Origin of the sequence: Solitalea lacus, assembly GCF_022014595.1 — a bacterium.
GTDB classification, from domain to species: Bacteria; Bacteroidota; Bacteroidia; order Sphingobacteriales; family Sphingobacteriaceae; genus Solitalea; species Solitalea lacus.
This window is the reverse complement of record NZ_CP091740.1, coordinates 323563-337742: the sequence shown is the minus strand read 5'-3', so window position 1 is coordinate 337742 and position 14180 is coordinate 323563. Positions and strand designations below refer to the sequence as shown.

The 14180-nt window shown below is 38.0% G+C and carries 15 protein-coding genes; 6 read left to right on the top strand and 9 right to left on the bottom strand.

Annotation, left to right across the window (positions count from 1 at the left end; genetic code table 11):
• The first annotated feature begins 153 nt into the window (after nucleotides 1-153).
• Nucleotides 154-1089, top strand: a complete 936-nt coding sequence (gene dusB, locus L2B55_RS01390) for a tRNA dihydrouridine synthase DusB (protein WP_237850314.1) — start codon at nucleotides 154-156, stop codon at nucleotides 1087-1089.
• A 108-nt stretch (nucleotides 1090-1197) separates the two neighbouring features.
• On the top strand, nucleotides 1198-1584 hold the full coding sequence (gene apaG / locus L2B55_RS01385) for a Co2+/Mg2+ efflux protein ApaG (protein ID WP_237848506.1): 387 nt from the start codon (nucleotides 1198-1200) through the stop codon (nucleotides 1582-1584).
• Nucleotides 1585-1699: 115 nt separating this feature from the next.
• Here apaG and L2B55_RS01380 read toward each other — a convergent pair whose 3' ends face one another.
• Complete coding sequence (locus L2B55_RS01380) at nucleotides 1700-2386, bottom strand: zinc metallopeptidase (protein ID WP_237848505.1); 687 nt, start codon at nucleotides 2384-2386, stop codon at nucleotides 1700-1702.
• 183 nt (nucleotides 2387-2569) lie between these two features.
• Between L2B55_RS01380 and L2B55_RS01375 the strand changes: the two genes are divergently transcribed.
• The gene (locus L2B55_RS01375; RefSeq protein WP_237848504.1) at nucleotides 2570-3910 is read left to right on the top strand and encodes a DNA recombination protein RmuC; all 1341 of its coding nucleotides are present in this window, start codon (nucleotides 2570-2572) and stop codon (nucleotides 3908-3910) included.
• Nucleotides 3911-4022: 112 nt separating this feature from the next.
• Nucleotides 4023-5183 (top strand): tetratricopeptide repeat protein, encoded by a 1161-nt coding sequence (locus L2B55_RS01370; protein WP_237848503.1) that lies wholly within the window; start codon nucleotides 4023-4025, stop codon nucleotides 5181-5183.
• A gap of 48 nt (nucleotides 5184-5231) precedes the next feature.
• Here L2B55_RS01370 and L2B55_RS01365 read toward each other — a convergent pair whose 3' ends face one another.
• The 5 genes from L2B55_RS01365 to L2B55_RS01345 all read right to left on the bottom strand — a co-directional run bounded on the left by L2B55_RS01365 (nucleotide 5232) and on the right by L2B55_RS01345 (nucleotide 8844).
• Nucleotides 5232-5624 carry a septal ring lytic transglycosylase RlpA family protein gene (locus tag L2B55_RS01365; RefSeq protein WP_237848502.1) on the bottom strand — a complete coding sequence of 131 codons (393 nt, stop codon included), beginning with the start codon at nucleotides 5622-5624 and terminating at the stop codon, nucleotides 5232-5234.
• Nucleotides 5625-5689: 65 nt separating this feature from the next.
• On the bottom strand, nucleotides 5690-6721 hold the full coding sequence (locus tag L2B55_RS01360) for an MBL fold metallo-hydrolase (protein ID WP_237848501.1): 1032 nt from the start codon (nucleotides 6719-6721) through the stop codon (nucleotides 5690-5692).
• A 112-nt stretch (nucleotides 6722-6833) separates the two neighbouring features.
• Nucleotides 6834-7451, bottom strand: a complete 618-nt coding sequence (locus tag L2B55_RS01355; protein WP_237848500.1) for a hypothetical protein — start codon at nucleotides 7449-7451, stop codon at nucleotides 6834-6836.
• Between the two features lie 5 nt (nucleotides 7452-7456).
• Nucleotides 7457-8491, bottom strand: a complete 1035-nt coding sequence (locus L2B55_RS01350) for an inorganic phosphate transporter (RefSeq protein WP_237848499.1) — start codon at nucleotides 8489-8491, stop codon at nucleotides 7457-7459.
• Nucleotides 8492-8649: 158 nt separating this feature from the next.
• Nucleotides 8650-8844, bottom strand: coding sequence for a hypothetical protein (locus L2B55_RS01345; RefSeq protein ID WP_237848498.1), 195 nt, complete (start codon nucleotides 8842-8844; stop codon nucleotides 8650-8652).
• 230 nt (nucleotides 8845-9074) lie between these two features.
• Between L2B55_RS01345 and L2B55_RS01340 the strand changes: the two genes are divergently transcribed.
• Complete coding sequence (locus tag L2B55_RS01340) at nucleotides 9075-10547, top strand: RtcB family protein (protein WP_237848497.1); 1473 nt, start codon at nucleotides 9075-9077, stop codon at nucleotides 10545-10547.
• 25 nt (nucleotides 10548-10572) lie between these two features.
• Here the strand turns inward: L2B55_RS01340 and L2B55_RS01335 are convergent, their stop codons facing one another.
• A complete protein-coding gene (locus L2B55_RS01335) occupies nucleotides 10573-11610 on the bottom strand; it encodes an acetylserotonin O-methyltransferase (protein WP_237848496.1) in 1038 nt (345 codons plus the stop codon).
• Nucleotides 11611-11681: 71 nt separating this feature from the next.
• On the opposite strand from L2B55_RS01335, the gene L2B55_RS01330 reads away from it, so the two are divergent.
• Nucleotides 11682-12149: a DinB family protein gene (locus L2B55_RS01330; protein WP_237848495.1), complete on the top strand. Its 468-nt coding sequence runs from the start codon at nucleotides 11682-11684 to the stop codon at nucleotides 12147-12149.
• A gap of 43 nt (nucleotides 12150-12192) precedes the next feature.
• Here L2B55_RS01330 and L2B55_RS01325 read toward each other — a convergent pair whose 3' ends face one another.
• Together L2B55_RS01325 and L2B55_RS01320 are read right to left on the bottom strand one after the other, a co-directional pair.
• Nucleotides 12193-13083 carry a hypothetical protein gene (locus tag L2B55_RS01325; protein ID WP_237848494.1) on the bottom strand — a complete coding sequence of 297 codons (891 nt, stop codon included), beginning with the start codon at nucleotides 13081-13083 and terminating at the stop codon, nucleotides 12193-12195.
• 51 nt (nucleotides 13084-13134) lie between these two features.
• A complete protein-coding gene (locus tag L2B55_RS01320) occupies nucleotides 13135-14142 on the bottom strand; it encodes a DUF481 domain-containing protein (RefSeq protein WP_237848493.1) in 1008 nt (335 codons plus the stop codon).
• Nucleotides 14143-14180: the final 38 nt, after the last annotated feature.

Genomic DNA, 14180 nt, shown 5'->3' with positions numbered 1-14180 from the left:
ACAAACAAAAATGCTGCAACTTGCTTTATTTCAGGCAAATAACATTGAAGTTATTGACCCTGTCGGCATAAATATGTATTTTTGCGCAAATTTAAAGCTTTGGTAAAGATTGAAAATATTGAATTAGGAGAGTTTCCTTTATTGCTGGCACCTATGGAAGACGTGAGCGATCCGCCGTTTCGTTACGTGTGTAAGCAAAATGGAGCTGATTTAATGTACACGGAGTTTATTTCTTCTGAAGGATTAATTCGTGATGCTGCAAAGAGTATTCAGAAGCTTGATATTTTTGAATATGAACGCCCAATCGGCATTCAAATTTTCGGAAGCAATATTGACAGCATGCGAGAAGCAACTGTTGTCGCTACAAAGGCAGAACCTAACCTTATTGATATAAACTATGGTTGTCCGGTAAAGAATGTAGCTTGTAAAGGAGCGGGAGCCAGTTTGTTGCAAGACATTGACAAGATGGTGAAGATGACCAAAGCCGTTGTAGAGGCAACCCATTTGCCTGTTACCGTAAAAACCCGTTTAGGTTGGGACGACAACACAAAAAATGTGTATGAAGTTGCCGAACGTTTACAAGAGGTTGGCATTAAGGCTTTGACGATTCACGGCCGTACACGCTCTCAAATGTATAAGGGAGTAGCCGACTGGACACTAATTCGTGAAATAAAACGAAATCCTAATATTGAAATTCCAATTTTTGGCAACGGCGATGTTGATTCAGTTGAAAAAGCATTCGCTTGGAGGAAAGAATTTGAAGTGGATGGAATTATGATTGGTCGTGCATCTATTGGCTACCCATGGATTTTCCGTGAGGTCAAACACTTTTTCGAAACTGGAGAAATTCTGACGGGCCCAACTATTGCAGAACGAGTAGAAGTTTGCCGTACTCACTTCATGAAATCAATAGAATGGAAAGGCGAAAAAGTAGGAATTTTTGAGATGAGAAGACATTATGCCAACTATTTTAAAGGTTTACAGAACAGTAAAGAACTTCGTAATAAGTTGGTTTCTCTAAATTCAGTTGATGAAATAAATGCGGTTTTAGATGAAATAAATTCGGTTTACTCAGAAGTGCTGGCATAATGCATACTTTAGCCTGATAAGGTTTATTAATTTTTTACATAGAAGGCAGAATTTTCTGTTTGTATAAACAGTTTTTTTTCTAATTTGCCCCAAACTTACAACACTGGTATGGTTACTAAAATTACAGACGGTGTTAAAATTTCGGTTGAAACCGTATACCAACCGGAATACTCAAATCCGGCAAACAATCATTTTATGTTTGCCTATAAAATCACCATAGAAAATTTAACAGATTATACGGTACAATTGCTACGCAGGCATTGGTACATCTTCGACTCAAGCGGAACGAACCGCGAAGTTGAAGGCGAAGGCGTTGTTGGACAACAACCTGTAATAGAGCCTGGGGAAAGTCATGAGTATGTATCAGGCTGTAACCTTAACACCGAAATGGGAACTATGAAAGGAACCTACGAGATGACCCGTTTATTTGATGGCTCTCATTTTGAAGTAAACATTCCTGAGTTTCAACTGGTCTGCCCGTACAGGCTTAATTAGACTGCACATTAGTCAAATGGTGCAAAATGCTGATTTAGCACTTACCATTTTGTCAAAATATAAAAGAGCGGGTTTGAATTATCAAACGCCGCTCTTTTTATTCAATATATATTATTTAATTTCTTCTGCTTCCGCTTGTTGCAATCATTATGTAATAAATCAGCGTTGCAAGTGAACCTAAAGCTGCAACCACATAAGTCATAGCAGCCCACCATAATGCATCTTTAGCATCTTCATGCTCTCTAGAACGGGTTATTCCCGAATTGTCAAGCCAAGCCAGTGCTCTGTTGCTGGCATCAAACTCTACTGGAAGGGTTACAAAGCTGAATACGGTAGTAGCAGCAAACAAGGCAATACCTATCCATAAAACGGTAGGATTGTGTGTCATTTGCAACAAGATCAATCCTCCCATAATTATCCACATCATCCATTGTGAAGCCACACTTAACACTGGAACCATAGCCGAACGAAAACCTAACCAAGCATAGGCTTTCGCGTGTTGAACAGCATGTCCGCACTCGTGTGCTGCAACAGCCGCTGCTGCCACACTAGCACCATGATAAACATCAGGACTAAGGTTTACTGTTTTATTTGCCGGATTGTAATGATCGCCCAGATGCCCTTCAACTGATATAACTTGAACATCTGTTATTCCGTAATCGCGTAACATTTTCTCAGCAACATCACGCCCGGTTAATCCTGCTGAAAGCGGTTCATTCGAATACTTGTTAAACTTACTTTTAAAGCGCCAGCTAACAAGCATGCTAATTAAAAATGTTCCTCCTATTAAAATCCAATACATGTCTTATTTGGTTTATCTTTTTCACTAAGTTAGTCAAAAAATATTCCATGGCGAAAAGCCCCTGTAATACCCTGAAATTTTTACATTTCATACGCCATTTTTTCCGATAACACTATCTTGAACTTGTTTTTAATCTTATAAATTAACTTTGAACGTTATTTAAACTTCACCCCTCACTTTAATATGGATATCATCTCACTTTTAACAGGCACTTTGATAGGTTCACTTGCAGCATATTCGATCTCAATTATTATTAGCTCCAAAAAGTACCAGAAAATTGCTTTGGAAAAAACGAAACTTGAGGAGCGGGCGCGCTTGCTAGCAGAAGAAAATAGTCGATCATCGGCTCAGCATAGTGAAGATCGTAGTCGGTTAGTTCGCGAACTTGATGAGGAACGTGAAGCTGCTCAACAAACCCGTATTGAATTGGTAGCACTACGCGAGAACGTAAAAAGCCAGCAACTACGGGTTGACGATCAAAAAGCCGAAATTCAAGATATGCATAAAAAGCTGACAATTCAGTTTGAAAACATTGCCGGAAAGTTGCTTGAAGAGAAATCCGTGAAATTTACAGAACAGAATAAACTAAACCTTGACTTGCTTCTTAATCCTTTAAAAGAAAAAATCAGTGACTTTGAGAAAAAAGTGGAGAAAACCTATGATCAGGAATTACGAGATAAGATCAGCCTTAAAGAAGAGGTCAAAAAACTGTTTGAGCTGAATCAAAAAATAAGTGAGGAGGCCAATAATTTAGCCCGAGCTTTAAAAACCGACACCAAGAAACAAGGCAATTGGGGTGAATTTATTTTGGAACGAGTACTGGAGCGTTCGGGGTTAATAAAAGGTGAAAACTATACCATACAATCCCACGAGATGACCCTAGTTGGCGCTGATGGAAACCGCTATATTCCCGATGTCATTGTTCATCTTCCCGAAAACAAACATTTAGTGATTGACTCAAAAGTTTCATTGCTAGCTTATGAGCAATGGACTAATACAGAAAACGAAGAAGACCGTGAAAAGTTTGGACGTTCACATGTTGGTTCAATTCGAAATCATATTATAGACTTGAGCAACAAGAACTATCATCAACTCAATGGCCTAAATGCTCCTGAATTTGTATTGATGTTTGTTCCAATAGAATCTTCGTTTAGCATGGCTGTTCAAACTGATCAGGATTTATTCGGTTATGCCTGGGATAAAAAAGTAGTGATTGTAAGCCCTAGTACGCTACTGGCAACGCTTAGAACGGTTGCTTCGGTATGGAAACAGGAAAAGCAAAACCGGAACGTAATGGAAATCGCACGATTAAGCGGTGAGATGTATGACAAATTTGTTGGCTTTATTGGCGATATGGAGCAAATTGATAAGAACTTACATCAATCTCGTAATGCTTTTGACAAAGCGGTCAATAAGCTTTCAACTGGTCGGGGAAGTTTAATAACTACTGCTGAAAAAGTGAAAAGCCTTGGCGCTAAAGCAAGTAAGCAGTTAGATGCAAAACACTTAGATGCCCAACCTTAGTTGAATCATGATGATCTCAATGGGAAAATCTATCAAACAAAAGAAAATCCTAATGTTAAATACTACAACATTTCTTTTAACTAATTAACCTATTAACCTAGTGAAAACTTATATGAATACACCGCGATTACTTTTTTGCTTTTTACTAATCATTTTCTCAAATTCATCAGCTCTTGCCCAAGATGACTTGACAAAATATGTTAATCGTCTAAAAAAATCTCAAACCGTTAGAGGAGAAGAAACTGCATTCATGACAGCAGGGTCATCATTTATGTATGGCTGGGAAAATTATGAGTTGAAAAAATATGAAGAAGCCTCCTGGAAGTTTGAAGATGCAATGAACAAACAAAGCGACAATGCATTCGCTACTTATATGTACGCCATTAGTTTAATCAAGCAAAATGATACGTATAAGACTCAAAAAGCGCAGGCATTTTTACAGAAAGCCTTCAATCTAAATCCTTCCTTAAAAGATTGTTACAACAAAGAATTCCCGGCAACTGCCCCAAAACCTGCTGACACTTTGTCTCCCAAAAACGATTCTAAAGATGGCTTAGATGCCTACATTGAACGCATGAAATATTCAAAGGCTACCGGTGGCGAAGAAACCCGATTTTTAACTCCAGGAAACAACATTATTGGCGGAATTGAATATTTTGAGGGTGGAAATTATCATAGTGCGCAAACTCAATTTGAGTTAGCCGTAAATGCTGACGGGCAAACCGGTTTTAGTAATTATCTGCTGGCCATTTCGATGATAGCTCAGGGAAAAACTAATGAAGCCAAGCCTTATTTAAACAAGGCTTTCAGTTTAAACCCCCATTTAAAAAACCGATATGGAACTGATGCGGATATTGCCCAAAAAAAACATGTAGCATACCGCGCAAAAAGAGATAAAGAGACCTTTGGAAATATTAAGCCTTTCACAAAGACGAAGGAAACAGGGGGAGGAGTACTGATCTTTGGAAAATATGCCTGTACACAAACTGTTTACAACGGCAACTACAATGCTCAGGCTGGCGCACCAACATTCAGCAATATATACAAGGGCAATTTTGAATTAAAAGCCGATGGGACCTACCGCTGGTTAGACAATGGCGAAACCGGCCGTTATAATTACAACAAGCAAACTGGTGAAATTAAGTGGCTTTCAGGGTATTTTGCAACACTTAAACCGCAATCATCCATTTTTCAACCGGCGAGCACGGGTTCTCAGATAACAGTAAATTTTAGCAACTCATACCGATGGGAGTGCGGATGTAATAAAAAATAAAGCAAAAGCAGCTTGCAGAAATTTCTGCAGGCCGCTTTGTATTTATATTTATTTTTTGATCTTTTTATACTTTATTTCCACGCGGGCAGTACCTGCCGACTTTAACCCCAACTGATTAGCAGCAACTCCCGATAAATCAACAATTCTTCCAGCAACAAATGGTCCTCGATCATTAACTACCACCTTAACTGTTTTTCCATTAATTAGATTTTTTACTTTTATCTTAGTTCCAAAAGGCAAAGTTTTGTGCGCTGCAGTAAACTTTACTGCAGAATATTTTTCTCCACTTGCTGTTTTTCTTCCTTCAAAGTTATCAGCATAATAAGATGCCTTACCCGTTTCTGTCACTTTTGGCGAACATGCCGTCAAAAAAAGACTAAAAAGCATTACAATCCATTTATTAACATTCTTACTATCAATCATTACAAAAGCAATTACCATTTAATTAAACATTGTGGCGTTGAATTCAACCTTGTTTTAACCAACTAAAATCAATCCAAACATCTTTAAAATCGCCACCATTTTTTGTCAGGTAAGCATTCTTCTAAAACTATTGGTTCGCCAATTAAAGGGGTAGCAACCTTCACATTCAATTTTTCAGCTTCCTTTAATACTCTTTCAATGGGTTCGTCCCAGGCATGTAACGCCAGCGTGAATTTACCCCAATGAACAGGCAATAATACTTTAGCTTTTAAATCGATAGTAGCCTGAACAGTTTGTTCTGGCATCATGTGTATGGCGGCCCACTTTAAATTATATTGCCCCGATTCAAGGATAGCCAAATCAAATGGACCATATTTTTCTCCGATTTCTGTAAAATGCGTATCATAACCGCTATCAGCCCCAATGTAAATTTTCCATTTGCCGACTTGTAACACAAATGACGACCATAGCGTTTGCGCTCTTTTTATTCCGCGTCCGGAGAAATGGCGTGCAGGGGCGGCGGTAATGATCAAATTTTTAATAACTTCAGCAGTTTCCCACCAGTCAAGTTCATGTATAGCCTCTTCTTTAAATCCCCAATAGTTTAAATGAGAACCCACTCCCAAAGATGTAACGATCTGCTTAACCTTTGGTTTTAGTTTCAATACCGTCTCAAAATCCAGGTGGTCATAATGATCATGCGTTAATATAAGCATGTCAATTTCAGGAAAATCATCCACCTTATAAACATCGCTGCCATCAAAGCTCTTTACGCCTAAACTAAAAGGAGCCGCACTTCCGCTAAAAACGGGATCAACCAAAATAGCTTTACCTTCTACTTTAATAAAATAGGATGAATGGCCAAACCACACAATTACCGGATTTTCTGATTTTATATTCTTCAAATCTGTTCTTATTGATGGAAGCTTCTTCTCCGGCGTTGTATTTTTTGGCTTGTTCAAAAACTCTATCATTGTTTTCACCATAGAACCCTTTTCTGTCATCACGGCTGTATTCGATAGGTTTTTAAACGCCCCTTCTTTATAATTAGGTGAATTATTGATTTTTAACAGGCGATTCCCCGAAGGTTTTTTGCCAAATGTTTTGAATGACATGTTTAAAATAAAAGGTTAACTAAATTAACTAAAGAATGTTTTTCTCAACTAAAAGCCCTTGAAAATTGTTCATCCAATTCCATTTTAAAAATTAAATGAGCTCAGCTCTTATTTAGTTCAATTTAAATACGATATCCTCAATTGAGTTTGCACATACATGAATTCGCTTACTCACTTCTTTCAGTTGCGTAAGAATTTCCTTGTGCCGTATAATGTCTCTGATATTTTCTTTCAGAAGCAGAACTGATACCTGCACAGAATATTCTTTTATCAATTCGTCATCCATCCTAATGATTGAATTTACCATGCTCAGCAGCTCACCATATTTTTTTTGTTTCAAGTTCAGAAAGCAATCGTTCATCTTAATCATTTGTTTTTTAAGCAACAAAATCATTCTCTCATATTCCTTCAAGTTAGAGATATGATGTGCTGAAATTTCAATATTCAAATGTTTAATACTTAATACAATCCAGTCAAGCTCAACATAAATACGGCTTATCGCTTCTTTGTCAACTGGTGTAATCATAACCGAATTAAGTTCAACCAAATGACTCATACGCATTTTATTCGCTTCCTGAATTTTTGCAATCAACTGCTCATTTGTTTTTGACATATCAACGTAAATATTATGAAGTGTATCCAACACTTCCTTAGTTATTTCACTTTGATGATGAAGATTGCCAAAAAAATCAATCTCTTTCGGGAGGATATATTCTAAGAAACTTTTCATGGTGCTTATGAAAATATCTTTATAAAAATAAAACAAAAAACAGCACCCAGTAAAATGCAGGAGGGAATATTGAACAACCATCCTACTCCAATTAATTTTGCCGTATTCCATCGCACATGTTTCGGCCTTTCACCAGCACCCACTCCCATCAACGTAGTGGTTACTACCTGGGTGGTTGAAACAGGGGCGCCAATGAATGATGATAAAAGAATAACAAAAGCAGAACCGACCTGGTCGGCAATGGAATGAACGAGTTTTACTTTGTAGATACCAAAGCCCACGGTTTTGATGATGTTCCACCCTCCAAATAATGTTCCTGCTGTGATGGAAGATGCACAAAGCAGAATCACCCATGCAGGCACCTGAAATGATGGATAAACCCCACTTGCAAGCAATAGCATCGATAGCACTCCCATTCCTTTTTGTGCATCGTTTGTACCGTGACTAAATGCAAGCCACGACACAGTGAGGTATTGCGATGCGATGAAAAATTTCTTTGATTGGATAGTTAGTCTCCTCATCAATCTTATCATCAGTTTGATTAGAAGGAAGCCTACAAAAAATCCTGCAAGCGGAGAGAAAAATAGACCGACAAGGATTTTCATGAAACCGGTAATTTCGCCATTTAGCAATTCTGCAAATCCCCAACGAATATGATTGCTGTTAAGTGCAAATAATCCTGCCCCTACCAATCCGCTTACAAGCGAAGTAGACGATGAACTCGGCAGTGAAAGTTTCCAGGTGATGAGATTAAATGAGATGGCGGAAAGCAATCCTGCTATCGTTATGCTTTGTGCAATTATTTGCGATTCACCCTTGATGCGAACAAATTCTCCAATGGTGTCAGCCACTGCAACACCGCCTGCAAATGGTCCGATGAAAGTAAATGTAGTTACTAAAACAATTGCCACCTTAGGAGTCATTGACATGGAGGCAATTGCAGTGGCAATCATATCCGATGCATCATGAAACCCATTGGTGAAATCATAAACCATCACAAGCAAAACTCCGACAATTAATATGAGATGAGCTGATTCCATTTCAATAGACCCGTAACCTCTAATTTAAGAAAAAGCATAGTTTGAATAAGGAGTTCAGGAAAATTCTACTCAAAAATAAAAACCCTTGAAAATTAATAGACAAAACTCAAGGCTTGAAAAACACCACATTTTTATTATTTATAATATTCGTCAAGATTTTATTTAAAGCGGACTTCAAAGTCCTTGTGATATTTTTCTTTATATGTACTTGCCCATGCGTTGTATGCTCTAGTCGATGCAAGCTCTTTAATAATTGCATTCCTTACACTTTCACCTTCTTTTGCCTGAGTTAATATCCAATCAACTGAAATACCACATAACATTCCTTTTGAATCAGCTGCAGAATAAGGCACCAAAAAACTAATTCAATACAGACTATTTTAACCCTTTTGGAATTGGAAGATCTCATCCCCTCACTATGCTTTGAATTAGGCGAATAAACCTCTACTATTTCGACATCAATAATGCTGATTTAAACTTCTATTAAGATTGCATCAAAAGGGAACCATACTTTTATGATTGGTGAAATCAACATTACCTAACTTATATTGTTTAATAAATAACGAGCTCTCTTAAATATACAATGTCAAAACTAAGATTAACAGGAAAAGACCTACGTACAATTGGGTTTCCAGAGAATAGAGCAATAAGCATTGCAATTAATGATTTGCCAAAGCATTTCAAAAAGGTGTCACACTATGTTGTACTGGACTTATTAAAACCCGTGATTGAAAACCCATTTGATTATTTAGAAGATCAACGCTTTGCCAAAACGGCTGCGGCTCTAGTAGAATATCATCAACAGCAACTAAAGAAATCGCCAACCGGGCATACCGAGGTTTCGGTTGAGCTGTTGGAGAAACTAAAATTACTCCGCGATAATTCCATTCAGGATTTGCGAGATGAAAAAACACCTTATACTACTTATGGACATGATCAGATAGAACAAGGTGCCATAAATCAAATGGAAATTGCTGCTCGTTTACCTATAACTGTAGCAGGAGCCTTAATGCCTGACGCGCACCAAGGTTATGGTTTGCCAATAGGTGGCGTGCTTGCTACTGAGAATGCTGTTATTCCATATGGAGTTGGGGTTGATATTGGCTGTCGGATGTGTCTATCCATCTATGACATGCCTGATAAACTGGTAGACATCCGTAAACAGGAGCTTGAAATATTGCTTAACCGAAATACTTTATTTGGCGCGGGCAAGGAGTTTTCAAAAGCCGAGGATCACGAAGTACTGAATAACAACGCCTTTAATGAGAACCCTTTATTAAAATCTTTGCAAATGAAGGCAGCAAAGCAATTAGGCTCTTCGGGTTCTGGAAATCACTTTGTAGAGTTTGGTATTGTAGAAATTACTGATCCTCAAAACGAATTGAATATTCCAATAGGTAAGTATTTGTCCGTATTATCTCATTCCGGCTCACGTGGCTTGGGGGCTACGATTGCCAACCATTATACTAAAGTGGCTATGGAGAAATGCGTGTTGCCGAAAGAAGCCAAACATTTGGCTTGGCTCGATTTAAACACTCAGGAAGGGCAGGAGTACTGGATTGCCATGAATCTTGCAGGCGATTATGCGTCGGCGTGTCATCATCGTATTCATGAAAAATTGGCAAAAGCCTTGGCCGAAAAACCGCTGGCGATGTTAGAAAACCATCACAACTTTGCCTGGAAAGAAGTTTGGAACGGGAAAGAGGTAATTACGCATCGTAAGGGAGCTACTCCTGCTGGCAAAAATGTGTTGGGTATTATTCCGGGTTCTATGACTGCGCCAGGTTTTATTGTGCGTGGTAAAGGAAATGAAGCATCTATTCAATCTGCGTCCCATGGAGCAGGTCGTAAGCTATCTCGTACTCAAGCGGCTAATAGCATTACTCGCCAAGAGCTATCAAAAATACTTACCAATGAAGGAATTACTCTTATCGGAGGAGGCTTGGATGAAAGCCCACATGCGTATAAAGACATTAAAGAAGTGATGAAAGCGCAAACCGATTTGGTGGAAACCATAGGATTATTTTATCCAAAAATTGTGAGAATGGATGAGTAGGTTCATCCATTCTCTGTGTAAGTTTTTACTTATATGCAATTGCTGCACTACAAGGACCTGTCAATGGCATTATCTCCACTTTTTTAAAACCTGCCTGGTTGGTCCATCTTTGAAAATCGTCAAAAGTATAGTCAAAGCCATCGCCATTTTCAAGCAGCATATTCAAACTCATCATTAGTCCAAAAGCATTCTGCCGTCTATCATTGTCAATTATATTTTCTATGGCAATGAACACGCCATTAGACGGTAGTTTATCATAAATTTTGTTTATCAACTTCTGTTTTAACTCTTCGTCTAATCCATGTAAAATATTGCCCATAGTTATGACTTCAGCACTTGGTATTCCATCATTCATAAAGTCACCCGTTTGATGCTTTATACGATCTTGTAAATTAAACCGAGCAATTTTAGCCGTAGCCAATGGCCCAACCGGAGCAAGGTCAAAGTTGACACATTGTATGTTCGGGTGCTTTAAACACACTTGAATACTCAACCATGCATCAGCACCGCCTATATCCGCAAGGGTTCTATAGTTGTCAAAATTAAATTTATTGGTTAATGCCATGAAGTTTCCACTCTGGATCCCACTCATGGCATCCATAAATTCCTGCAACTTTTGAGGATCTTCGTATAAAACATGAAAAAGCTCCATGTTACCAGAGCCCGCCTCATTCTGTGGCTTCCCTGTTTTCAATCCGTTTTCTAGGTTGCTCCAAATGTTATAAATGCGGTTATTGCTCATCTGCAAAATTCCGCCTATGTAAGACGGCTTGTTTTTATCAAGAAATAAGTCGGTATCCGGCGCATTGCTATAAAAGGCGTTGTCATAAATACCTTCTCGTTGCAAAAACCCTAAAGAAACCAGTGCATCTAACCAATCATAAATATGTCGATCGGTAGTTTTCAAATCCAGTTTCTCTTTTATCTGACCCGCGGATAATTTACCGGAGGCCAAATTGGTAAATAAATCAAACCAGGTTGCAGATAATAAAACCTTAGAGGCCCAAAAACCCATGCCAACTTGCATGATTCGGGAAGGATCGGGAGATGATTGAAGATTCATAGAGCATAAATTGATGCAGTAATTTACATAAATCCCTTTTAAAATTTGCGTTATGATATTTATATTCAAACATGACAGTTTTTGAAGAACAATACCAATTGATAAAAAGCAGCCGGGAAGTAGTTTTCGGTTTTTGTGAATCTATGACACTTGAGCATTTTAACCAACCTGTTCCCAATTTTGGGCGTGGTAGTATAAAAGCGACTCTACTTCACGTGAGCAACGCCTATGTTTCCTGGTTATCAAGGTTTGCTCTGCAAACGCATGAGTATTTTTTGCAGAACGACGAAGTTGAAAGTCTTAGCGACATAAAAAAAGAATTTCATAGAGCCGACGAAGCTGTTAAGACAATTTTATCTATTTATAAAATTCCTGGCCAGCGAATAATTGGTATGCGCAATGACGTTCAAATGAACTTTTCATTAATGGAAATTTTCACACATGTTATTACACATGAATTTCATCATAAAGGGCAGATTATGTCGATGGGTCGAATTTTGGGTTATGTTCCACCAGACGCTGATATAATCCGATTCTAAAAAAAAGGGCCGAAGGCCCGAAAATTTTTTTTGAAAATCAACTTTACTTAATCACTGGTATCATTCCGCGTACCCCCATATCTTCAACTATCTCCCCAATATCAGGCTGAAAATATCCATCTGCATTTACTTCTCTCCATTCAAAACTATTATTGGTTGATAAACGCACTTCAATAACAATATCTTGCGTTTCATTGCCCGTTATAGTCAGCATGTTGTTAAAGGATCCGGTAACCACACAACTACCCTGAGGAATAGGAGAGGAGCTATTGATCGGATTTACTACGGTTGTTTTTGATGCATCGCCCGAAAAATTTAAACCCATGGTTTCAAAAGCCCAAAAGCCTTGTTTTTTATTTGCATTAACCTCTATAGAGGTATTTTTAATTTTAAGTGTTCCGATGTAAGTATTAAATCCGATAAAAGACGCCAAGGTTCCATTGGTCGTTAAGGTAGTATTTTGATCTAAAGGATTTTTTGCCTTAAACAAAATGTCATAATTCTGGTAAGCTAAACTAACACGTAAATATTCATAGGTTCCGGGTTTTACCTCTTTTATTGGAATGCTAAAAAATTCTTCACCATCGCCTACTGCTTTATTTTTAGAAAAGTCTATTGCATTACTACCCCCCGCAGCTGTTTCTGCAGCATGAAATAAAACTGTTCCAGATCCAAGTGCCGTAAATGCATTTGGAGCCATTTCGATATAATGCGAACTCATCAAATTAAACTTTGGTGATTGAGCGGCGTTACCGGAAGCTATAACGGAAGGCTGGCCGATATTATTCAACCTAACCTGATTAGGGTCAAATTTAAATTTGAAAATTAATCGGGGCGAGCCCGGTTCTTCAATACTGTTATTATTCGACTTTGAACAAGAAGAAAACAAGAGAGCTAAAGCTGAAAAAGCCAGGGCTATTTTTATCGGTTTCATTTGTATTTGATTTCCTTTACTTATACTGAAATAAATACAAAAAGTTAATGTTCAAAACGAGTAACTGAGGGATGTAATTATCCCAAAATCATTCTTGCCTGTGGCACCTGATAAAGGCTTGTTGTCGAAGTTATCGTAAAATGTAATGCCTATAAAAAAGTCAGTAAATATTTCCACTTTGGCAGACAGATTGGCCTCTATCCTAAAACGTCCCAATTGTGATAACCCTGTAAAAAAACCTAACTGGGTATCAATATTTATTTTGGGAGAGGAATAATGAAATTTTTTAAATCTCAACCCCGCAAATGCTTCCAGATTTATAGTAATGTCCTCTACGTCATCCGATTGTTCGCGGTTTCCGGATAAACCTATAGCACCGCTAAAGCGGTTATGATTATCATAAATTAAATCCTTGCCTGCGCCAAATTGGGTAGAAAAACGGCTCTTTAAACCAAGTGCAGTATTTTGCTGCCAGGCAAGCTTAGAATCAAGAAAGTAATTGTTGGTTAACAAACTAATGAACTGCAAAGAGGCATCTTGCTTTTTTGTTACCGGATGGCTGGTATCAGCAGGCTGACTGGTGAGTATGGAACTTGCTTTTAATATGGTTTCAAATTTAGGCATGCGATAATCAGCCATTCCACTCATATTAAATTGTGCTAGCCTACTTGAATACGTATAATTGAAGCCTGCATCAACATTCCCATCAATGCGTTTAAAAAAACGGTCTTTTATTGGGGTTATTTCAACAACGTTATTTAGGTTGGCCAGTTTATCATTATAAATTACCGAATCCAGCCTGCCTACTCTTAACTCGCCCCATCTGAATTTCACTTCATAATTTTTTGACGATTGAAGCCAAACTATTTGCTCCCATTTAACATTGATGGTGCTCATAGCATCGGTTTTAAAGCTGAGCATGGCAAACTTTAATCCTTTAATTTCTCCGGTAAGCAAATCGCCGTTTTCGAGCAAAATTTTATCTGTTTTTTGTCCGAAAGAAATCAAAGAAATAAGGAAGAAAAGGACAGTAATTCCTACTGATTTTAGAGAGCACATGCAATAAAATGAAAAGACAGGTGTGTTACTGTTTTAAT

Excerpts from the sequence above, each read along its gene's own strand:
- dusB (WP_237850314.1), top strand. The coding sequence starts at position 154 with ATGGAAGACGTGAGCGATCCGCCGTTTCGTTACGTGTGTAAGCAAAAT.
- apaG (WP_237848506.1), top strand. The coding sequence starts at position 1,198 with ATGGTTACTAAAATTACAGACGGTGTTAAAATTTCGGTTGAAACCGTA.
- L2B55_RS01380 (WP_237848505.1), bottom strand. The coding sequence starts at position 2,386 with ATGTATTGGATTTTAATAGGAGGAACATTTTTAATTAGCATGCTTGTT.
- L2B55_RS01375 (WP_237848504.1), top strand. The coding sequence starts at position 2,570 with ATGGATATCATCTCACTTTTAACAGGCACTTTGATAGGTTCACTTGCA.
- L2B55_RS01370 (WP_237848503.1), top strand. The coding sequence starts at position 4,023 with ATGAATACACCGCGATTACTTTTTTGCTTTTTACTAATCATTTTCTCA.
- L2B55_RS01365 (WP_237848502.1), bottom strand. The coding sequence starts at position 5,624 with ATGGTAATTGCTTTTGTAATGATTGATAGTAAGAATGTTAATAAATGG.
- L2B55_RS01360 (WP_237848501.1), bottom strand. The coding sequence starts at position 6,721 with ATGTCATTCAAAACATTTGGCAAAAAACCTTCGGGGAATCGCCTGTTA.
- L2B55_RS01355 (WP_237848500.1), bottom strand. The coding sequence starts at position 7,451 with ATGAAAAGTTTCTTAGAATATATCCTCCCGAAAGAGATTGATTTTTTT.
- L2B55_RS01350 (WP_237848499.1), bottom strand. The coding sequence starts at position 8,491 with ATGGAATCAGCTCATCTCATATTAATTGTCGGAGTTTTGCTTGTGATG.
- L2B55_RS01340 (WP_237848497.1), top strand. The coding sequence starts at position 9,075 with ATGTCAAAACTAAGATTAACAGGAAAAGACCTACGTACAATTGGGTTT.
- L2B55_RS01335 (WP_237848496.1), bottom strand. The coding sequence starts at position 11,610 with ATGAATCTTCAATCATCTCCCGATCCTTCCCGAATCATGCAAGTTGGC.
- L2B55_RS01330 (WP_237848495.1), top strand. The coding sequence starts at position 11,682 with ATGACAGTTTTTGAAGAACAATACCAATTGATAAAAAGCAGCCGGGAA.
- L2B55_RS01325 (WP_237848494.1), bottom strand. The coding sequence starts at position 13,083 with ATGAAACCGATAAAAATAGCCCTGGCTTTTTCAGCTTTAGCTCTCTTG.
- L2B55_RS01320 (WP_237848493.1), bottom strand. The coding sequence starts at position 14,142 with ATGTGCTCTCTAAAATCAGTAGGAATTACTGTCCTTTTCTTCCTTATT.